The organism is Drouetiella sp., assembly GCF_059504425.1.
This window is the reverse complement of the sequence record NZ_JCACIN010000111.1, coordinates 12,410-31,671: the sequence shown is the minus strand read 5'-3', so window position 1 is coordinate 31,671 and position 19,262 is coordinate 12,410. Positions and strand designations below refer to the sequence as shown.

14 protein-coding genes are annotated in these 19,262 nt (G+C 53.1%); 7 read left to right on the top strand and 7 right to left on the bottom strand.

The features are described from left to right. Positions 1-35 precede the first annotated feature (35 nt). On the bottom strand, positions 36-338 hold the full coding sequence (locus AC5JMP_RS24975; protein ID WP_495854212.1) for a hypothetical protein: 303 nt from the start codon (positions 336-338) through the stop codon (positions 36-38). Beyond that, a complete protein-coding gene (locus tag AC5JMP_RS24970; protein ID WP_495854295.1) occupies positions 335-949 on the bottom strand; it encodes an HD domain-containing protein in 615 nt (204 codons plus the stop codon). Before AC5JMP_RS24970 ends, AC5JMP_RS24975 begins: the two co-directional genes overlap by 4 nt. 231 nt (positions 950-1,180) lie before the next feature. On the opposite strand from AC5JMP_RS24970, the gene AC5JMP_RS24965 reads away from it, so the two are divergent. Next, complete coding sequence (locus tag AC5JMP_RS24965; RefSeq protein WP_495854211.1) at positions 1,181-1,504, top strand: DUF1825 family protein; 324 nt, start codon at positions 1,181-1,183, stop codon at positions 1,502-1,504. A 138-nt stretch (positions 1,505-1,642) separates the two neighbouring features. On the opposite strand, the gene groL is transcribed toward AC5JMP_RS24965, so the two are convergent. Next, positions 1,643-3,334, bottom strand: a complete 1,692-nt coding sequence (gene groL / locus AC5JMP_RS24960; protein WP_495854210.1) for a chaperonin GroEL — start codon at positions 3,332-3,334, stop codon at positions 1,643-1,645. Positions 3,335-3,620: 286 nt separating this feature from the next. Between groL and AC5JMP_RS24955 the strand changes: the two genes are divergently transcribed. Then, a complete protein-coding gene (locus AC5JMP_RS24955) occupies positions 3,621-4,400 on the top strand; it encodes a transglutaminase domain-containing protein (RefSeq protein ID WP_495854209.1) in 780 nt (259 codons plus the stop codon). Between the two features lie 339 nt (positions 4,401-4,739). Here the strand turns inward: AC5JMP_RS24955 and AC5JMP_RS24950 are convergent, their stop codons facing one another. Beyond that, positions 4,740-7,757 (bottom strand): valine--tRNA ligase, encoded by a 3,018-nt coding sequence (locus AC5JMP_RS24950; protein ID WP_495854208.1) that lies wholly within the window; start codon positions 7,755-7,757, stop codon positions 4,740-4,742. Positions 7,758-7,980: 223 nt separating this feature from the next. Continuing rightward, the gene (locus AC5JMP_RS24945) at positions 7,981-8,604 is read right to left on the bottom strand and encodes a DUF3122 domain-containing protein (protein ID WP_495854207.1); all 624 of its coding nucleotides are present in this window, start codon (positions 8,602-8,604) and stop codon (positions 7,981-7,983) included. 229 nt (positions 8,605-8,833) lie between these two features. On the opposite strand from AC5JMP_RS24945, the gene AC5JMP_RS24940 reads away from it, so the two are divergent. The 5 genes from AC5JMP_RS24940 (at position 8,834) to AC5JMP_RS24920 (ending at position 14,760) form a co-directional block, all read left to right on the top strand. Continuing rightward, positions 8,834-11,338: a tetratricopeptide repeat protein gene (locus tag AC5JMP_RS24940; RefSeq protein WP_495854206.1), complete on the top strand. Its 2,505-nt coding sequence runs from the start codon at positions 8,834-8,836 to the stop codon at positions 11,336-11,338. Between the two features lie 50 nt (positions 11,339-11,388). Then, entirely contained in the window at positions 11,389-11,685 is a 297-nt protein-coding gene (locus AC5JMP_RS24935; RefSeq protein WP_495854205.1) for a J domain-containing protein, read from the top strand. 75 nt (positions 11,686-11,760) lie between these two features. Continuing rightward, positions 11,761-12,540 (top strand): nucleotide exchange factor GrpE, encoded by a 780-nt coding sequence (grpE, locus tag AC5JMP_RS24930; protein ID WP_495854204.1) that lies wholly within the window; start codon positions 11,761-11,763, stop codon positions 12,538-12,540. Positions 12,541-12,569: 29 nt separating this feature from the next. Further along, the gene (locus AC5JMP_RS24925) at positions 12,570-14,399 is read left to right on the top strand and encodes an Hsp70 family protein (protein WP_495854203.1); all 1,830 of its coding nucleotides are present in this window, start codon (positions 12,570-12,572) and stop codon (positions 14,397-14,399) included. Positions 14,400-14,403: 4 nt separating this feature from the next. After that, complete coding sequence (locus AC5JMP_RS24920; RefSeq protein ID WP_495854202.1) at positions 14,404-14,760, top strand: tetratricopeptide repeat protein; 357 nt, start codon at positions 14,404-14,406, stop codon at positions 14,758-14,760. A gap of 101 nt (positions 14,761-14,861) precedes the next feature. On the opposite strand, the gene AC5JMP_RS24915 is transcribed toward AC5JMP_RS24920, so the two are convergent. Further along, positions 14,862-15,695 carry an SWIM zinc finger family protein gene (locus AC5JMP_RS24915; protein ID WP_495854201.1) on the bottom strand — a complete coding sequence of 278 codons (834 nt, stop codon included), beginning with the start codon at positions 15,693-15,695 and terminating at the stop codon, positions 14,862-14,864. Positions 15,696-15,758: 63 nt separating this feature from the next. Beyond that, positions 15,759-19,127: a DEAD/DEAH box helicase gene (locus AC5JMP_RS24910; RefSeq protein ID WP_495854200.1), complete on the bottom strand. Its 3,369-nt coding sequence runs from the start codon at positions 19,125-19,127 to the stop codon at positions 15,759-15,761. Positions 19,128-19,262: the final 135 nt, after the last annotated feature.

The window sequence follows — 19,262 nt, the reverse complement described above, 5'->3', positions numbered from 1 at the left end:
CAGCCGTGATTCAAATCTATTAGACCTCTCGCAAATTAGGATTTTTGGATTGGAGGCGGGGGTGCAGCCCCCGCCTCCAATTTGCAAGAGAGCAAGCAGCTTGAAGCATTAGGAGTAAACCTGACATGACTATTACTGCGATCGAACTGCCGATGGAAAAGATCATTGAGTTTGCGATCGCTGACCCAAAACGTGGCTAAATTCAGACTCAAGAGAGAGCGATCGCCTTCCAAGCAGCAAGTTTTGAGTTCAGAACCGCAGTAACCGCCCTGCAAACAGAAAACTCCGAGCTTGGAAGTGCAACGATCGCCCTGCAAACAAGAAACTCCGAGTGTCAAACAGAAAACTCTTTGGAGGGTTGGGGAGCTAAATACCCCGCAACCACACAATCCTCGATCGCCTCTTCCACAAAACTCCACAGCTCCGGCGTGCCCTCCGCGACAGGCTGCATCCGCTGCAACACGCGATCGCTCGTGATGCCATGCAGTTTCCAGGTGCCGCCCTGGGTTTGTTGGTTGAGCAACATGGGTTCGATGCGATCGAGAGCCGCCGCAAACTTTGCCGAGGGGGTTTCCCGTAGCTCAAATTCGTCCCAGAGCGATCGCATTTCTCGCCCCAGGTCATCCGGCAATAGCCCAAAAATTCGCTCTGCCGCCTGAAGTTCGCGATCGGCTTTGTCCTGATTGGCCTGAAGGTCATAGCAAAAGGTGTCACCCGCGTCGATTTCTACCAAATCGTGAATCAGCAGCATTTGCAGCGTGCGCAGCAGATCAGCTCCCGGCAGCGCATATTCTGCCAGCACCGATGCCATAATCGCCAGATGCCAGGAATGCTCGGCGCTATTTTCTCGCCGCGACCCGCCTGTGATGAGCGACTGCCGCAAGATTTGCTTGAGGCGATCGATTTCTACAATGAACTGCATCTGTTGCTGAAGGCGATCGGGTTGCATGGGTGAGGGGTGGTTGGGGAAAGGGGTGGATGGGTGAGGAGGTGGATGAGGAGTGGATGGGGATGGAGTGAATGGGGTAGGGGAAATGTCATCCACCCATCCACCCATCCACCCATTCCCCTCTCCCGTACTTTTTCTACTCACTTTGTAGAGATACCCGATCGCCCGACTCAGAACGCCCTGGATTAGAATGTGACTACGTGTGGATATCAATTCGCGGACTCAGGAACGATGGGATTCTTTGACTCAGAAGTAGTTCAGCAAGAAGCTAAGAAATTATTTGAAGACTACCAGTCTATGATGCAACTGGGGTCAGGTTATGGCAAGTTCGATCGGGCTGGCAAAAAGCTCTACATTGAGCAGATGGAGTCTGTGATGGAGCGCTACCGCATCTTCATGAAGCGGGCGGAGCTGTCTGAAGACTTTATGGCGCAGATGAGCATTGAGCAGCTTAAGACGCAGCTCAACCAGTTTGGAGTCTCAATGCAGCAAATGTTTGACCAAACTAACCTGACGCTGGAGCGCATGAAAGCTGAGCTAGAGCGGCAAAAGTAGGGATTGTAGAAAAGACTGCGCTGATATACCCATTACTAAATCTGATTACTAAATCTGAAATATACGTTTGAAGCGGATGGGTCAGTGACCCATCCGCTTCGCTTTGGCTAGTTCGTTTTGTGGCTCGTGACCCAGGGATTACATGCCCATCATGCCGCCCATACCACCCATGCCGCCCATGCCGCCCATGCCACCCATGCCGCCCATGCCACCCATGCCACCCATGTCAGGCGCACCGCCGCCAGGAGCGTTCTTCTCAGGCTTTTCGACCACCAGCACCTCAGTTGTGATCACCATGGCGGCGATCGACGCAGCATCCTGAAGAGCCGATCGCACCACTTTCGCAGGATCGATGATCCCGGCAGCAATCATGTCCTCATAGACACCCGTTAAAGCGTTGTAGCCAAAGTTGAAGTCCAAAACCTTGACTTTTTCAACGACGACCGCGCCCTCTGCTCCGGCGTTGTCGGCAATCTGCCGCAGGGGTGCTTCTAGAGCGCGAGTGACGATATCTACGCCAATCTGCTCCTCGGCATTGAGGCTAGGCTTGATTTCCTGCACCTTTTGCGCCAGATGCAGCAAGGTCGCGCCGCCACCCGGAACGATGCCTTCAGCAACCGCAGCTTTGGTAGCGTTCAGAGCGTCTTCAAGGCGAAGCTTGCGATCCTTCAGCTCAGTCTCGGTTGCTGCTCCCACTTTGATCACGGCAACGCCGCCCACGAGACGCGCCAAGCGCTCTTGCAGCTTTTCGGTGTCATATTCTGAATCGGTTTCAGCCAGCTCCTTGCGGATCTGGGCAATCCGCTTTTCAAGTGCTGCTTTATCGGGTGCTTCGGCAACGATCGTCGTTGTGTCTTTGGTAATTGAGATTTTGCGCGCATTGCCCAACATTTCTAGGGTGACGGCATCTAGGCTCAAGCCAATCTCTTGAGAAATCACCTGACCGCCTGTCAGCACGGCAATGTCTTCCATGAAGGCTTTGCGACGTTCGCCGAAGGAGGGGGCTTTGACAGCAGCAACGTTTAGTACGCCGCGCAGACGATTCACCACCAGCGTTGCCAGAGCTTCGCCCTCGATATCTTCAGGAATCAGCAGGAGGGGCTGGCTGGAGCGAGCCACTTTTTCGAGCACAGGCAGCAAATCCTGAATGCTGCTGATCTTTTCGCTCGTCAGCAAAATCAGCGGATTTTCTAGTTCGCAGGTCATGCGATCGGTGTCGGTAACAAAGTAGGGGGAGACATAGCCGCGATCGAACTGCATCCCTTCCACCAGCTCCATTTCGGTGTAGAGCGACTTCGACTCTTCCACCGTAATCACGCCATCTTTGCCGACTTTTGCCATGGCTTCAGCCACCATTGCTCCCACTTCCGGGTCGCTACCCGCCGCTACGGCAGCGACCTGGGCGATCGCGTTGCCTTCCACAGGCTTAGCCACTCTGGCAATTTCGTCCAGGATGACAATAACGGCTTTCTCAATGCCCCGGCGCAGGTTCACCGGATTGGTGCCCGCCGCCACGTTCTTCAGCCCTTCGCGAATCATGGCTTGTGCCAGCACGGTTGCAGTGGTCGTACCGTCACCCGCCAAATCTTTGGTTTTGGAGGCTACTTCCTGAATCAGCCTTGCTCCTGTGTTCTCCAGGGGGTCTTCTAGCTCAATTTCTTTGGCGATCGTTACGCCATCATTAATGATTTGGGGCGCTCCGTACTTGGCTTCCAGCACTACGTTACGTCCTTTGGGTCCTAGCGTAATCCGCACTGCGTCAGCTAGGGCATTTACACCTCGCTCTAGTGACTGACGCGCTTCTTCGTTGAACACAATAATTTTGGACATATTTTTTCGCTCATAGTTCTCCAATGTTTGAAATTTAGCACTCTAAGGGCGAGAGCGCTAAGAATTGGTAGGGTGGAAATCCGAACTGGGCAAGGGGGGATGGCAAGGTTAAGAGCGCGATCGCTGATTTTCAAGATCCAAAATCGCAAGATACTGCCTCAGCCAGATGTAGCGTAAGCGCTAGATTTTTTAGGCTGAAATCTGCTATCTCATTTACATACAGCCGCATTTGTTTGAAAGGTTTGTGCTGCAAATCCTTCAAACAAACAGATTTTCGGAGGCAAGGATGCGTTTACAGGCGGGATGTCAGCTTTCCTATGAAACCAATGCGCCAACGCCGCTGATTTTTATGCTCCGACCTCGGAGCGGTTCAGGACAGTGGGTTGCCAGCGAAGAATATTTGCTCATGCCTAGCGTGCCTGTGGTCGAGTACACCGATGGTTATGGGAATTTGTGTCAGCGGCTGGTGGTGCCTCCTGGTCGGTTTGAGGCTCGAATCTCGGCTTGCGTGGAAACTGCGGATACGATCGACGTCGATCCAACTGCCCCCTATGTCCCAGTAGAGCTATTACCAGAGAATACGCTTCAGTTTCTTCTGCCCAGCCGCTATTGCCAGTCTGACCTGCTGGGAAATTTGGCGATCGATGTGGTGGGAAACGCAGTTCCGGGCTATGCCCAAGTTGAGGCGATCCGGAATTGGGTTCACGAAAATATTAAGTACGAATATGGCACCAGCAACGCCTCTACGTCGGCAGTAGACACGGCTGAAAGTCGCATTGGGGTCTGCCGGGACTTTACCCATTTAGGGATTTCCCTCTGCCGCAGCCTCAACATTCCGGCGCGGATGGTGGTGGGCTATCTCTATCAGCTTGACCCAATGGATTTACACGCCTGGTTTGAGGCTTATGTGGGCGATCGCTGGTACACTTTCGACTCGACGCAGAATCAGCCGCGCGGCAACCGGATCACGATCGCCTACGGTCGTGATGCGGCGGATGTCGCCCTCTCAACCCAGTTTGGGGCAATGCAGCTTTTGGATATGAAGGTGTGGGTGGATGAAGTCTAGCTGTCGCCAGTTTGCTTAGGGTTGCAAATTTGACGCGATGTGCAACTTGGTCTGAAATGTTTTGTAGGGCAGACATCTTGCCCGTCCGAATCTGGGCAGGCAAGATGTCTGCCCTATGCAGATCAAGATCTTTAGAAAAAGAGTCGCACATCGCGTAATACCGATTTAAATGAATTTGTGGGCACATCAAACCTCAGAAGGGGCTTGGCAATGCCAAGCCCCTACCGGGATCTGTCGCGGTTCCAATTCAAATTGGTTTAATTTAGTAAAACAAAATAATTTTTTGAAAGGTTCGCGCGAACCTTTCAAAAAATTATGGGGAAATTTGAGAGGCGAGATCTATAGCGATATTAGGCGATCGCGTAGGATTTCAGCCTGCTTCTCGGCTTCTGTCAGGGCATCGCGGGTGCTTTGAACGACGGCAGCGGGGGCTTTATCGACAAAGTTGGGGCTGCTCAAGCGCTGCGTCAAAGCCTGAATTTCAGCTTCTACTTTGCCTAAATCTTTTTGCAGTTTGGCTTTCAGCGCGTCCATGTCCACGACACCCGCTAGCGGAATCAGCACCTGGATAGTGCCGATCACCCCCGTAATCATCTGAGCTGCCGACTGAGAAGGCTGGAAATGCTGCTCAGATATGGGTTTCACAGGGGGCTTAACGGCTGCTTGGCGCACTGGAACCACGGGAACGGGCTTTTTATTAACAAAGACATCCCACAGCATCTTCAGCATCACGCCTAAATAAACCAGAGAATCTAACGTGAAGTAGATGAGCGTGAGCAGTACCAGCATGACGATCACAGGGCGATCGCGCCAGCTGTCGGGCGATTGCTCCATCTCCTGATGCCCTGACTGAGCCGCAGGAATGGCTGTGCTAGGAGGCGCGATCGTCAGATGTTCGACTTTTGCCAAGTCCTGAATGTAGGATTGACCGGAAGTGAGGATATGGCGCTCGCGATCGCTCTCCGATTCCAGGAAGGCTTTCACCTTGACTGCGGGCTTAATATCCGCCTCAGCTCTCAGGTTGCGGATGGTGCGAATCGTTTCCATCAGCAAATCAAACTGCTGCTCTAGTTCGGCATCAATGAAGTTAGAATCTGCTTCAGGATAGGATTGCAGCGCTAGATACTGGGTGTCCTCCGTCTGCGTTAAGGTATGCCAGATTTCTTCGGTGATGTGGGGCATGAAGGGGTGGAGCAGACGCAGCGTGCCCTCTAGAACATGGGCAAGCACCTGTTGTGCCGTCCGTTTTGACGCAGAGCGATCGCTTGAGTCTGGCTGGAGCCGCGATTTGGCGAGTTCGATATACCAGTCGCAGAAGTCGCCCCAGATGAACTCATACAGTCCTTTTGCCGCTTCGCCCAGACCGTAGCTGTCGATGTCTTTGCGGGTTTGCTGGATCACCTGGTTGTAGCGAGAGAGAATCCAGCGATCGCTTAGCTCCAGACCCTCAATCTGGGATGAGGCTTGCGGCTGACCCAGCTCAGCCGGGGTTTTGCCGTCCAGGTTCATCATCACAAACCGGGAGGCGTTCCACAGCTTGTTAGTGAAGTTGCGGGATGCTTCCACCGATGCCGATTCGTCGGTTTTGCGGTTATATTCTAGACGAATATCTTGTCCAGCTCCGGCAACTTCCCGAATTAGGGTATAGCGCAGGGCATCGGTGCCATAGCGATCGATCAGCAGCAGCGGATCGATGCCGTTGTTGGCAGATTTGGACATCTTTTTGTTGTTCTCGTCCCGCACCAGCCCATGAATGTAGACGGTTTTAAAGGGCATCTTACCCGTGAAGTGCCCTGCCATCATCGTCATCCGGGCTACCCAGAAAAAGATGATGTCAAAGCCCGTCACCAGCGTTGTCGTGGGATAGTAGGTGGCTAGGTCAGCCGTCTGCTGCGGCCAGCCCATGGTCGAGAACGGCCATAGCCCCGACGAGAACCAGGTGTCTAGCACATCTGGATCTTGAACGAGCTGCACCGAATCGCCCCGCTCGTTACCCCACTGAGCGATCGCCTTCTCCCTTGCCTCAGCTTCGTTTTGCGCCACCACAAACGGCGTACTGTCGGTGATTTCGCCGCCCGTCTGCGCCACGTCATACCAGGCCGGAATCTGATGCCCCCACCAGAGCTGCCGTGAAATGCACCAATCCTTCAGGTTCACCAGCCAGTCTCGATACACCTTTGTCCAGCGATCGGGCACAAACACCGGGTCGTTCTGAGCATCCAGAAATTCCAGAGCGCGATCGGCTAGGGGGCGAATTTTGACAAACCACTGGGTTGAAAGCAGCGGCTCGACGGGAACCTTGCCGCGTTCGCTGTAGGGGACGGTGTGCTTGTAATCCTCAATTTTGACCAGGAAACCCTGCTCTTCCAGGCGCTTCACTACATTCTTTCGGGCGACAAACCGATCCTGTCCCTGGAAATCTCCGGCATTCTCGTTGAGGGTGCCGTCTTTGTTGAGGATGGTGATCATCGGTAGATTGTGGCGTTTGCCCATCTCAAAGTCGTTGGGGTCATGTGCCGGAGTGACTTTGACGCAGCCTGTGCCAAAGCTAGCATCTACATACTCATCAGCAATGATCGGAATCTGACGATTCATCAGCGGCAGCGTCAGGGTTTTGCCCACCAGATGCTTATAGCGATCGTCTTCTGGGTTCACCGCCACCGCCGTATCGCCCAGCATCGTCTCCGGTCGGGTGGTGGCAACCTCTACAAAGCCCGTGCCATCCGTCAGCGGATAGCGGAAATGCCAGAGGCTACCATTCACCTCTTTGTTCTCCACCTCCAGATCTGACACTGCCGACTGACTTGCCGGACACCAGTTGACCAAATACTTGCCGCGATAAATCAAGCCCTCCGAATAGAGCTGAGTGAATGCCGTCAGCACTGCCGCCGAAAGCCCTGCATCCATGGTGAAGCGTTCGCGCGTCCAGTCTACCGAGACTCCTAGGCGGCGCAACTGTCCGGCGATCGTCCCACCCGATTCTTCTTTCCACTGCCAAGCCTTTTCGAGAAAAGCCTCTCGTCCAATGCTATCCCGCGTCTGTCCTTCAGCCTTCAGCCGCTTCTCCAGAATAGTCTGCACCGCAATACTGGCGTGGTCGGAGCCAGGCAGCCACAGAGTGTTTTTCCCCAACATCCGGTGATAGCGCACCAGCGTATCAATCAGGGCACTCTCGAAGGCATGCCCAATGTGCAGGCTGCCTGTAACGTTGGGTGGCGGAATCACGACGCAGTAAGGTTCGCCGCCTTGCTCAGGGTTTGCCTTAAACGCCTGGTTGTCTTCCCAGGCTTTCTGCCACTTGGCTTCAGAGGTGGCAGGGTCATATTGGCTGGCGAGGGCAGGGATGGTTGCAGTCATGGTGAGAACGGGAAGCTACGGGGACAAAGCGCTTTGAATGTACGTAAATTCTGGCACGTCGAGGGAGGGAACTGCCAGAGTTCAAGGGTTTATTTTTGGGAGTGAAGAGATGGGGCAGATGGGGCAGATGGGGCAGATGGGGATGAGTAGATGGGTAGATGGGTAGATTGAGGATGAAGCAAATATCAAATTTGATAGATACCCCCTTCACCCCCTCACCCATCTACCCCTTCACCCCCTCACCTCCCCTACAACCCGTCCATTCAGGAAAGTCCGGATTCTGACGGGCTTCTAACGGAAATCGATCGCAATTCTTCACGAGCTGGCTGGCTTCGCTCTGCGCCACGGTTTGCCATTCTTGAATCAGGGCAGGCGGGATGCGTAAGACGATCGCCTCTTGAGCAGTTGGGACTTCTAGCCGCAAGGTCTGATCGGGGAGCTTGGACAAGACGGCTTGAAGTTCGTACTGCCCCACGCTCTGCCCGACACTGGGCTGGGCAGATATGGCAATTTGACTAGAGCGATCGGCGGCTGACCACACTTGACCCTGAACGTTACTCAGCAGAATCGGCTGAGGATGATCGATCGCCACGCTGCCTGGAAAGGCAACCAGCCGTAGGTAGATTGCCTCCTCTGGCGCGTTAGGCTGCACTCGCTTGAAGGCGATTACCTGCCAGCTCTGTCGATGCTGATCGCGCAAGGTGCGCCGCGACTGTACAACGATCGCCCCTGCATCGGCAGTGCGGAGAAAGCTTGCCAAGGCGGGAGCGCTGAGGACTGTAAAGCTAAGCAGAATGATGAGAGCGATCGCCATCCCTTGAGAAAATCGCTTGAGAAAAGCCGTCATATGATTTCCAGAAATATCCGCTAGGTATAGCAACCGCCAAGGCGGTTAGGACGGGGACATTTTTGGTGGGGCGCGAAGCTCCCCACCAAAAATGCCCTAAGCTAAACTGGCGATCGCCACAGAGTCGCCTCAATAGAATTGTCGCTGAATTTAAGCTGTCGTTGATATTCTCAACTAATATCTCTACATTGGTGTTTATGTGAATTTGTGCGTCTAGGGGAATATCTCTGTGGCTAAGCAACGCCTCCCAAAACGTGAGCTAGCTAGCTCTGCGCCATTGTCGCCGCAGGAAAAGCTTCAGGCACAGCTCAACTCTTTGCTCAAGCAGGAAAAATATCGTCAGGCGCTAGAGGAAATTCGCAAGGCGCAGCGTACCCAGCCTGATGTAAAATTTACGCCCTCAGAAGCCGAAATCTGGCTACTGAGAGGCAAACAGGAGTTTCAGAAGGGCGATCTTAAGCAAGCTGATCCGTCACTTCGTCAGGCGTTAGGATTGGGGTTGTTGGGTGAGTCTCACTACTGGCTAGCAAAAACGCTGCTGGCAGCAAATCGGCTGGATGCGGCGATCGCCCTCATTCGCCCAGCCTTTGAAGCGGGCACTTTGCCCAAGGACTACAGCATTTGCTACGCCAAGCTGCTGCTGCTGCAAGGCGACACCGCCGCCGTTGAACAGTTGTTGAGTCAGCAGTCAAAGCGGTTTCCGGCAGCGCAGCAGCACTGGCTGCGAGGCGTCCTGGCGCTGAAGGCAGAGCAACCGGACGTGGCGTTAGCGGCATTCCAGAAGCTCAAGCGTCCTGTAACTCCGGGCGATCGCCCCGCAATCTGGCAAGTTTACACCCAGCAAATTCTGAAAAATTGGGATGCGGCAGCCGCTCAACTGGGTCTGAAATCTTCAGCACAATGGGCGTTTTCCTTTGGCAGACCCGCCTATACTGAGCATCCGCTCCTGCACCGACTTGCCCTGCTGCAACACCTGGAAACCGGGGAGCCGCCGATGGAACAGATTTTGTTCAATCAGACCAATCCGGCTTTCAGCGGAACGGCTGAGGTGGCTCACATCCTGTCCCTGCTGGAAGATCTGGGTAAGAACAATTCCCATGAGGCAGCTCATGCCATGCTGAGACTCGATCGCCGCTCTAGCAAATTTCCAGAAGTAGCAGTCCTGCGTCCGGCGCTGTTGGCGATGGCGGGAGAGCAGTCTATGACTCAAGGCGAGGTAAATTGCGCCGCAGAGTTTTGGCAGCTCTTGCAGCAGGAGCAGCCTTTTGAGCCGCAGTTGGCGGTGAATCTGATGAAAGTCCTGGATCTGAATGAGGATTATCAGGCGCTCCAGCGATTGTTGACGCGCATCATTAAATGGCTAGAGCAGGACTTTAAACAAAATCCGCAAAGCTGGTCGGACGATCGCCGCAAGGCAACGCTTTCCTACGCTCACTGCCGTCTGGCGGATACCTGGATGGCTTTAGGGAAGCAGCGTGCCGCCCTAGGAGAACTGCAAACAGCAGAGCGGATTGATCCTCAATCGCCAGAAGCGATCGGGCGACGAGGGCTAATCGCGGTGCTAGAAGAGCGCCACGACGAGGCAACTCAGCTCTTGACCCAGGCGCTAGAGGGGGGCTGTCGCACGGAGGAAATTTACAGCGTTCTAGTAGACACCTGGAAGACCTTGGGCAACTCAGCTGCCGCGCTGGAAGTCCGTCGTCGCTTTGGCAAAAAGTTTGGCGATCTCAACCCCGAAGCCGATGTTGAGGTGCTGCCTTGGGTAGAGGCGCTGTCTACCCGCAGCTACCCGCTCTTTAGTCACTTAGTCGAAAGTCACTCAGCTCAGGCAGGTAGCAAGCTGAGTTCACCTTTACGCGCCTGTCAGATTTTTGTGGAGGCAGTTGAGGGTGAACCTAACTCTGGGGGCAATGTTTCGCTGAATCAAGCCCAAGCCGTTCCTGAATGGGAGGCGCTTTTGCAAGGTTTAGCGGCTCCAGAGCAGGTGCAAACGGTGGAGGCGATCGCCCTCTCTTTGGTGCTTTTTGCCAAACGAGAGAAGGGCATAGCTGCTCTCATCAGCCAATATACGGTGAAGCTGATTGCCCTGGGCGACCAGCAGCCCGCCGCCCGAACCGCCAATCTCGTCGTCCTGGCGCTGAAGGAACGCGACTCGAAAAAGCTGCAGCTTCCCCTCCAGTCCTATCTGGGCATCCAGCCGCAACCCGGCAATGCCCTAGCGGAAATTCAGCTACGGGTGCGTCGCTTTGCCAATAATGCCCAAGCCCAGGTTTTACGTCCCTTCATCGAAACCGCCCTCGGCAAAGAACCGCAAAATCCGCTGCTGCTGCTGGCACAAGCAACGACTTACCCTGCCTATTCACCCAGCTACGAGAAATTTAGACAGGAAGGCTTCGAGATCGCCCGTCGCATCCAGGACAAATCTCTGCAAGCCTTCCGCGAAGAGGAGGCATTCCTCACTGCCCAGGAAGCGCAAGAATTTCTGCCTGATCTGGATGCCTTCAACCCTATGGGCATGGGAAATATAGATAAATTGCTAGAGGACATGATTCGCAAGATGTTTGGCAGCAAAATGTCCCCTGCTGAACTGCAACGCATGCTGCCCGAACTCAAGCGTATGGTGATGAATGACATGCCTAGCTTTGGGAGCGAGGATGACGAAGACGACAGCTTCGGCTTTGGCTTCCCTTCTGGAGGATTGCCCTCCAGACCCGGAAGACGCAAACGCAAGTAACCCCAAAACCCTCAGCCGCAAAAATTCACCCAGAAAATCCAAACTCTAAAATGCTTTCCCCCTACGATCGCCTTGCCATCCCCCTCACGGCAACTCCTGCCGAAGTCAAAGCCGCCTACCATGCCAAGCTGAGGGAGTTTCCTGCCCATCTGCATCCTGAAGAATTCAAGGAAGTGAGAGCCGCCTACGAAACGATTCGCAAAGGCGGCGCGTCTGCCGATGACTTCTTCTTTCTGGTGCGTCCCCTCGACGCTAAGCTTGATCCCTCGGCTGTGGAGGCATTGCGGCAACGGGCGATCGCTCAGCTCCAGGTCAGCTGGGAGGAGATGATTCGGGAAACATTTTGAGTGCCGCAGAGAGAGCAGCCTGTAAAATTACGAAGATTTAAGCTCAGTAGACGCTCAGTAAAAGCTCAGTAGAACATGATGGATCGACAGACTTTAGCTGACAAATTCGACAAATTTTTTGACCTGCTTCAGACCGAACCCCCGGCACCGGATTACCTGGGGGAAGCCCCTGAAGCGATCGCCTCCTTTGATCCTGCCCTGTTTGATCCCTACCAGATGGTGGCGGAGTGGATCGCGCTACGCCATGAGGTCAAGCAGCAGGGTAAGCTCCTGCAATCCAGCCAAAACACGCTACAGCAGTCGCTAGAAGGGCTTCAGGCAGAGCGAATAGACCAGCAGCAGAGGCTAAAGCAAACCCAGGCGTTGGCTGAAGCTGAATCCAAAACCCTATGGCGCGATTTGCTGGCGATCGTCGATGCTCTCGATCAGGCAAATGCCCATTGGGAAACGCAGATTGCTGCTCAAACCCTCTTGGTGCAGAAGGATGTAGTTCCTGCCCAGACTCCTCAACCTTTTTGGCAAGTATGGCTGCAAAAGTTGATCCAACCTGAGCGACCTGAATGGAATCAACCGTCAGATAGAACAACGGCTGACTCGTTACTCGATATCTTAGTGAGCAATCAGCAGGGGGTAGCTTTGATCAGGCGATCGCTGCTCGATCTTCTCCGGCAGCGGCAGGTCATCCCAATTGAGGCACAGGGACAGCCTTTTAACCCGCAGATTATGTATGCTGTTGGACGACAGGAAAGTCTCTCTCCAGAAAATACTGTGATTCAAGAGGTGGTGCGCGGCTATCTGTGGAAAGATCAGGTTTTGCGTGAGGCGCAGGTCATTGTGGCGGTTAAAAAGGCATAGCAGTCAGGAAGGCACAAGGAAGCACAACTATGGGTAGAACGGTTGGCATTGACCTAGGAACCACCAATTCTGAAGTGGCGATCGTCGAAAATGGACAGGCGCGAGTCTTGCCGGGAGAAGAGGGCGACCTGATTTTGCCGTCTTGTGTCGGATTCAGCGACACGGGCAAGCTTTTAGTCGGGCGGGATGCCCTGCGCCAATACGCTGCCGCTCCGGATCGCACAGTTCGCTCGATTAAGCGATGGATGGGCACAGATCACAAAACCACCTTGCGAATCGACAGCGCCTCAGACGAGACCCGCGAGTATTTACCTCACGAAATCTCGGCAATGATTCTCCGGGCGCTGAAGCAGCGAGCCGAAACGGCGCTGGGCGAAGAGGTAACACAAGCGGTGATCACCGTTCCGGCTTATTTCACCGATGCCCAACGCCAAGCCACCAAAACGGCTGGAGAAATTGCGGGCTTAGAGGTGCTGCAAATTATCAACGAGCCGACTGCTGCCGCCCTCACCTATGATTTGCGATCGGATGAAACCGAGCAGGTCTTGGTGTATGACCTAGGGGGCGGCACCTTCGATGTGTCGGTGGTCGAGATTACGGGTGAAGTGACTGAGGTGCTGGCAAGTCATGGCAACAATCAGCTTGGCGGCGATGATTTCGATCGACGGCTTCAGCTTCATCTGGCAGAGCGGTTTCGTCAGGCGCACGGCATTGATGTTCCCGAAGATGCCGTAACTCAAGCACGGCTGTTAAGGGCGGCAGAACAGGTCAAAATCACCCTCAGCACCCACGGATTTGCTCCGGTGCGGGAGGCATTTTTGGGCAGTAAGGGGAACACGGCGCTGCACCTGGAAGCCGAAATTTCCCGATCTGATTTTGAGGAGCTATTGCGTCCGCTGCTGGAGGAAACCTTGGAGGCGATCGATCGAGCGCTGGCTGATGCCGAATTAGATCCTGAAGATCTCGATCGCATTATTCTCGTGGGCGGCTCTACCCGCATTCCTTTGGTACAGCAGATGGTAGAGGAGCACCTAGACCAGGCTCCGGTGGACGGTGTTCAGCCTGATCTCTGTGTGGCGCTGGGTGCCGCCCTGCAAGCTGGAGTGCTTGCAGGTGAGGAAGTTGAGTCTATTTTAGTGGATGTGATTCCCCACTCTCTGGGCATTTCAGCAGCCGTTTCAACCCCGATGGGCATTATGCCGGGATTCTTTAGCGTTATCATTCCACGCAACAGTGTCGTACCCGTTTCTCGATCGGAGATTTACTCAACAATGAGCGATCGCCAGACTGCGGTAGAGATTGAAATCTTCCAGGGCGAGAACGAAATTGCCGAAGAAAATGTGCCTTTGGGTTCCTACAAAGTTGAAGGCTTGCCGCCCGGTGCAGCAGGCAGTATTCAGATTGAGGTACATTTTGACTTTGACATCAACGGGATACTCACCGTTACCACCACTGAGAAAGGTAAGGGACAGCAGGGAACCCTGGTTGTCAATCATGGTGGGATTGAGCGGTTGTCTAGCCATGAGCTGAAGCAAGCCAGAGCTGATCTAGATGCGCTATTTCAAGATGGGTTGTTTCAACCTGATGAAACCCTCCTCTCCTCTGCTGCCTCCGATGTAGAGGACGACTCAATTGATGTAGAAACATCAGAAACAATCCCGATCGCCCCCGAACTGGTTGCCTTGCTCACTCGCGCCCGACAGGCTCTAGACACTTTGGAGGGTGAGCAGGTTGAAGAATTGCAGGATTTGCTGGATGACATTGCAGAAGCGATCGCCGACAGCGAAACAGAATTGATCGCCAACCTTCAAGAAGAGTTAGCAGACTTCCTCTACTACGCCACTACTCAAGACTCCTAATTTCATGAAATGTCCCGTTTGTCGTGCGCTCTACCGTCCGGCTTCTGCCACCGCTGAGGCAGCGCAATCCTGCCGCCGCTGTGGAGTCAATCTCTCGCCGCTGATTCAGCTTCACGATCGAGCCGTCTGGCATCACCGTCAGGCGATTCAGGCGTTCAGAGCCGGAGACTATGCTACGGCGATCGCCAGCAACAATCAGGCGATCGCCCTCTGGTCTAATGCCGACTTTCACGCCTTTGCCGGACAGCTATGGGCGCTGCAAGGAGAATTTCCGCAGGCAATTGCCGCCTGGAAAGCAGCACAGCAGATTGATTCTCAACAGGCGATCGCCCATACAGCGCTGCAATATTTAACCGAATAAACTTCTTGCAGATTAAAGTTTTGGGATTAGGTTTAGTAGGGGCGCAGCTCCTACTAAACCTAATCTGCAAGAGGTCTAATAACCTCAAAAACATCCACAATCTAAAGCTGCCCTTTAGCCCTCACCTGTTCATAGAGGATTTCAGCAGCGGCAAGAAAGGAGTTATCTCGATGCCAGAAAGCTGGAAAGTCGCCCTGTTTTTTCATGGGAATCCCAGAAACCAGCGTCTCCGGCAGGGGTTCAATAGTTTGAGGCAAGCGTTTGGTACCCTGCCAGAAATCGCGTAGTTCTGCAGGGGCAACAGCTGGGGTGGCTTGCGGTCGAGTGTAATAGGAGATGGCGATCTGGGGCGATCGCTGTGCCATTTGCAGCTCGGCAGAGAGAGCTTGTCCTAGGGGCGACTTGACTAGCTCTTCGTGCAAAGCCTGTCGAGATAGCCCCCGCAGCTCAAACAGCAGGAACGGATCGCGATCGAGTTCAGCCGCCACCAGATAATACACTCCGGCAATGTGCTTGCAGGGATTGCCATAATCTGGACAGGAGCAGTCGGCATCAAAATCTTTCTCGCTGTGGGGCAGCAGGTGAAGTCCTAGCTGGGCAAAAGTGTCTTCGATGTTGTCCGGAATTTCATTGAGCAGCAGCCGAGAAATGAGGCTCGATCGAGAGGCAATTAGGGCGATCGCGGCTGCCCATTTTGCGGTGCTGATCGGCTGAAAGTCAATTGTGGTAGTGTAGAGCGGCTCTTTATACACGCCAAAATAGGGATTCACCGAGCCTCTGACTTTGGCAACAACCGAGCCGTCTTGGATGGCAAAGCTGGTAACTCTACCATTGTTAGCGTAGGAACGTCCCCGGCTTAATCGTCCGGCATCGGAGACTTCTTCCAGTGCCTCAATGAATTTCTTCCCCCACCAAGTACGACTAAATTGACTCATATGATGATACTCCTAATTGATCCTAACAGTTCTCCTGAACGCGCTATTTTCAATCTCTCGACGTTATTCCAGGATGGCGGTTTTGTTAAGCGCGATTAGTTTCTTGAAAGCATTATTATCGAGTTCGGTTAACCATGATTCGTCAGCTCCGACGATCGATCCAGCCAGCTTTTTCTTGTCCTCAATCATTTCATCAATGCGTTCTTCCAGAGTACCCATAGCAACAAATTTATGGACAAAAACATTCTTTTTCTGCCCAATCCGAAAGGCGCGATCGGTCGCCTGATCTTCTACCGCTGGATTCCACCAGCGATCGAAATGAAACACATGGTTTGCTTTTGTTAGAGTAATGCCGACACCGCCCGCTTTCAAGGACAGAATGAACACAGAAGGCTCTGTTTCGGGGTCTTGAAATTGAGCAATCATCTGTTCCCGCTTGTTGCGCGCAGTGCTGCCTGAGAGGTAATAGGTGTTGTAATGACAGGTATGCCGTAGATATTTTTCTAATGCCTGACCCAGTTCGTTAAATTGGGTAAAAATTAGCATACTTTCCCCTTCATCGATCGCTTCCTGCACCATTTCGCTCAGGCGGGTAAGCTTGTGCGATCGCTCTGGCGTGAAGTCGCTACCGTCCTGCAAAAACTGCATCGGATGGTTGCAGATTTGCTTCAGCTTCGTCAAGGTCGCCAGAATTAATCCTTTGCGCTGAATCCCTTCTACTTCCTGAAGCTGGGTATCCACATCTTTGACGATCGCCGCATAAAGAGAAGCCTGTTCTTTCGTCAGGTTGCAGTACAGCTTTTGCTCTACTTTATCCGGCAAATCCTTAATGATAGACTGATCGGTTTTTAGCCGTCGCAAAATGAAAGGCTCCACCAATTTCTTTAGCGTCAGGGACTGCTGCGGATTGTTACTTTTTTGAATTGGCAGCTCAAAGTTACGGCGAAATTGCGTCTGGTTGCCCAAGTAGCCTGGATTGAGAAAATTAAAAATTGACCAGAGATCGAGCAGACGATTTTCGATCGGTGTTCCGGTTAACGCCAGCCGATGGGGTGCCGTCAGCTTCAGGATGGCTTTGGTCAGGTCGGCTTTGGGATTTTTGATGTTCTGCGCTTCGTCTAACACAATCCGGTGCCAGTTGATTTCGCCGAACAGCTTGATGTCCTTACGGGCTAGAGCAAAGGAGGTAATCACCAAGTCATGCTCTCGGCAGGCTTGCTTAAACTCTTTGCTGTCCTTCGCGCGTTCCGTTCCGTAATGCACTAAAGTCTGAATCTTCGGCGCAAACTTCTGAATTTCATGATACCAGTTGCCGATTACTGAAGTAGGTGCAATCAGTAACGTGGGCGGTATTTTTGTCTTGCTTTTCTGAGCAATTTCCCGTTCTTGGAGCAATCGGGCAATCACCTGAATTGTTTTACCCAAACCCATGTCATCGGCAAGACAGCCGTTTAGCCCCAGATTCTCCAGGTATTGCAGCCAGGACACGCCTCGCTTTTGATATTCTCGCAGTTTCCCCTGAAGCTGCTTAGGATTGTCAACAGGCTGGAGCTGACTTTTATCCTCTAGCTTTGCCAGCATATCCGAAAGACCGCTCTGGCGATCGACCTCCAACTCCAAACTGTCATCTCCTGCGGTGAGCTTGAGGAAGTCCAATAGGCTCAGCTCTGGATTTTCTTGCTGCTGGGTCTTCCAGAACTCCAGCATTTGCTTCATTTTGTCTTGGTCTAACTCCATCCACTGTCCGCGAAACTTGACCAGGGGCGTTTTAGCGCTGACCAACTGGTTCCATTCCTGCTCGTTAACGGGTTCACCGCCGATCGCCAATTCATACTGGTACTCTACCAGGCTCTCAAACGAGAAATATGACTTCGCTTTATCCTCGCCCCCCGTCAGCGATTTGCCCTTGGCTTTGAGGCGCACCTTGGCGCGCTGCCGCCCTTGGGGTGTCCACCAGGCTGGAACAATCACCTTATAGCCCGCGTTTTCCAGCACCCATGCCGATTCTTTTAAGAAGGCAAATGCCGTCTCCAAATTGAGCGTGATGCCCACAGGCTGGTCGGTTTCCAATCCCCGCCAAAGGTCAGGATAGATCCGCGCCGCGTAGCCCAGATTCATCAAGAGCTGCCGTTCAAAATCTTGCCCCATCTGCTTCTGAACTTGTTTTTGCTGATTGGCGCGCATCCGCCAATAGTCCTGTAAAGAGACCCTCAGAGAGGGATCGCTTTTGGGCGCAACCTGAAACTGCACCTCCCAAGGATCGTTGGGCTTTGCCGGATCTTGCAGATGAAAACAGAGATAAAACGGCAGATTGGACTGGGTGCGGACAATGCGATCGCGCCACCCTTGCCACTGCTGGTAAAGTTCTAGATATGTGGAAGGAACCGCAGGCTGACCGCTGCGTTTCAGACAGTCAAAGAGCAGTGAATCGGCAATGGTTTTTTCATACGCCTGTGTGGTGGGCGTGTGAGTCACAATATCAGTCAGCAAACACTCGGAAAAGTGGCGCAACAGGGTAGCGCGATCGTAGAATTCGGGTGTGTCGCGGGATTCCGCAAAACCCGCGACACAGGCAAGCGGCATATACTCGACATGCTGCTGAATGGTGGATTCGTACTCTTCTCCAATAAATTCCCAGCCGGGATAGATCTCAAAGGAATTTGTGGGTGCAGATGATTTAGCTGAGCTTTTGGCAGAAACATCGATCGTTTGGGTGACAGCCCGTGGTTTTGCCAGGTTGGCTCGCGGCGATCGCGTAGTTCTTGTAGCGGCTTTAGCGGATGTTCTAATTTTGGCGGATGTCTTCGTTTCCGCCTTCGCTTTCGTCTGTGCTGATTTTGAGGCAGATGATTTTGAGGTAGATGATTTTGAGGCGGCTGATTTCAGCTCCAATTCTCGGTATTTCAGAGCAGGAATATATTGATCCTTGAAAATAATTCGCTTGAGCGCCTGCGTGTAATGAAACCAAAACAGCAGATCCGCGCCTAGCTGAATGTCCGTTAGGTTGTGGATTGCCAGAAAATGTAGGTCGTTCAGCAGGCTCACAATATTGTTGACGGTTCCTCCCGTTCTGGCAGAAGCGATCGTTTGATAGCAATCAACCTGCCAATATTGCAACTCAAAGGATTCGGGTAACTCTGCTTCGAGGTAGCGAGAAAGCTCCAGCGAGGGCAAAGGATGGTTGGCAACAGTCGGCAGCAGAAAATATTGCGGCGAAATCAATTCTTCCAGCTTACGATAGCCCGGTGGCTGAATGCCCAGTTCTTGAGTCAGTAGCAAGGCTAAATCGGCTTTAAAGAGCTGATTGGGATGCTGTTGAGTCGGCTTGCGAAACTTTTTGCTTTCAGTCGTTTCTACCCAAAGATAAAACGCGCCACCTTGAACAAACGTTGATTCTGATTGAGGAATCCAGGTACCGTGAAGAATTTTCATAGCGAAAAGACGCTTTGAAAGGGTTGCTTTTCAGGGTACCAAAATTTTCTAGAACATAGTGCGTTTTGAAGTATCGGCAGCTCGCAAATTAGGGTTTTGTGGCGCGCTCCGCGCGCCACAAAACCCCAAAAGCTG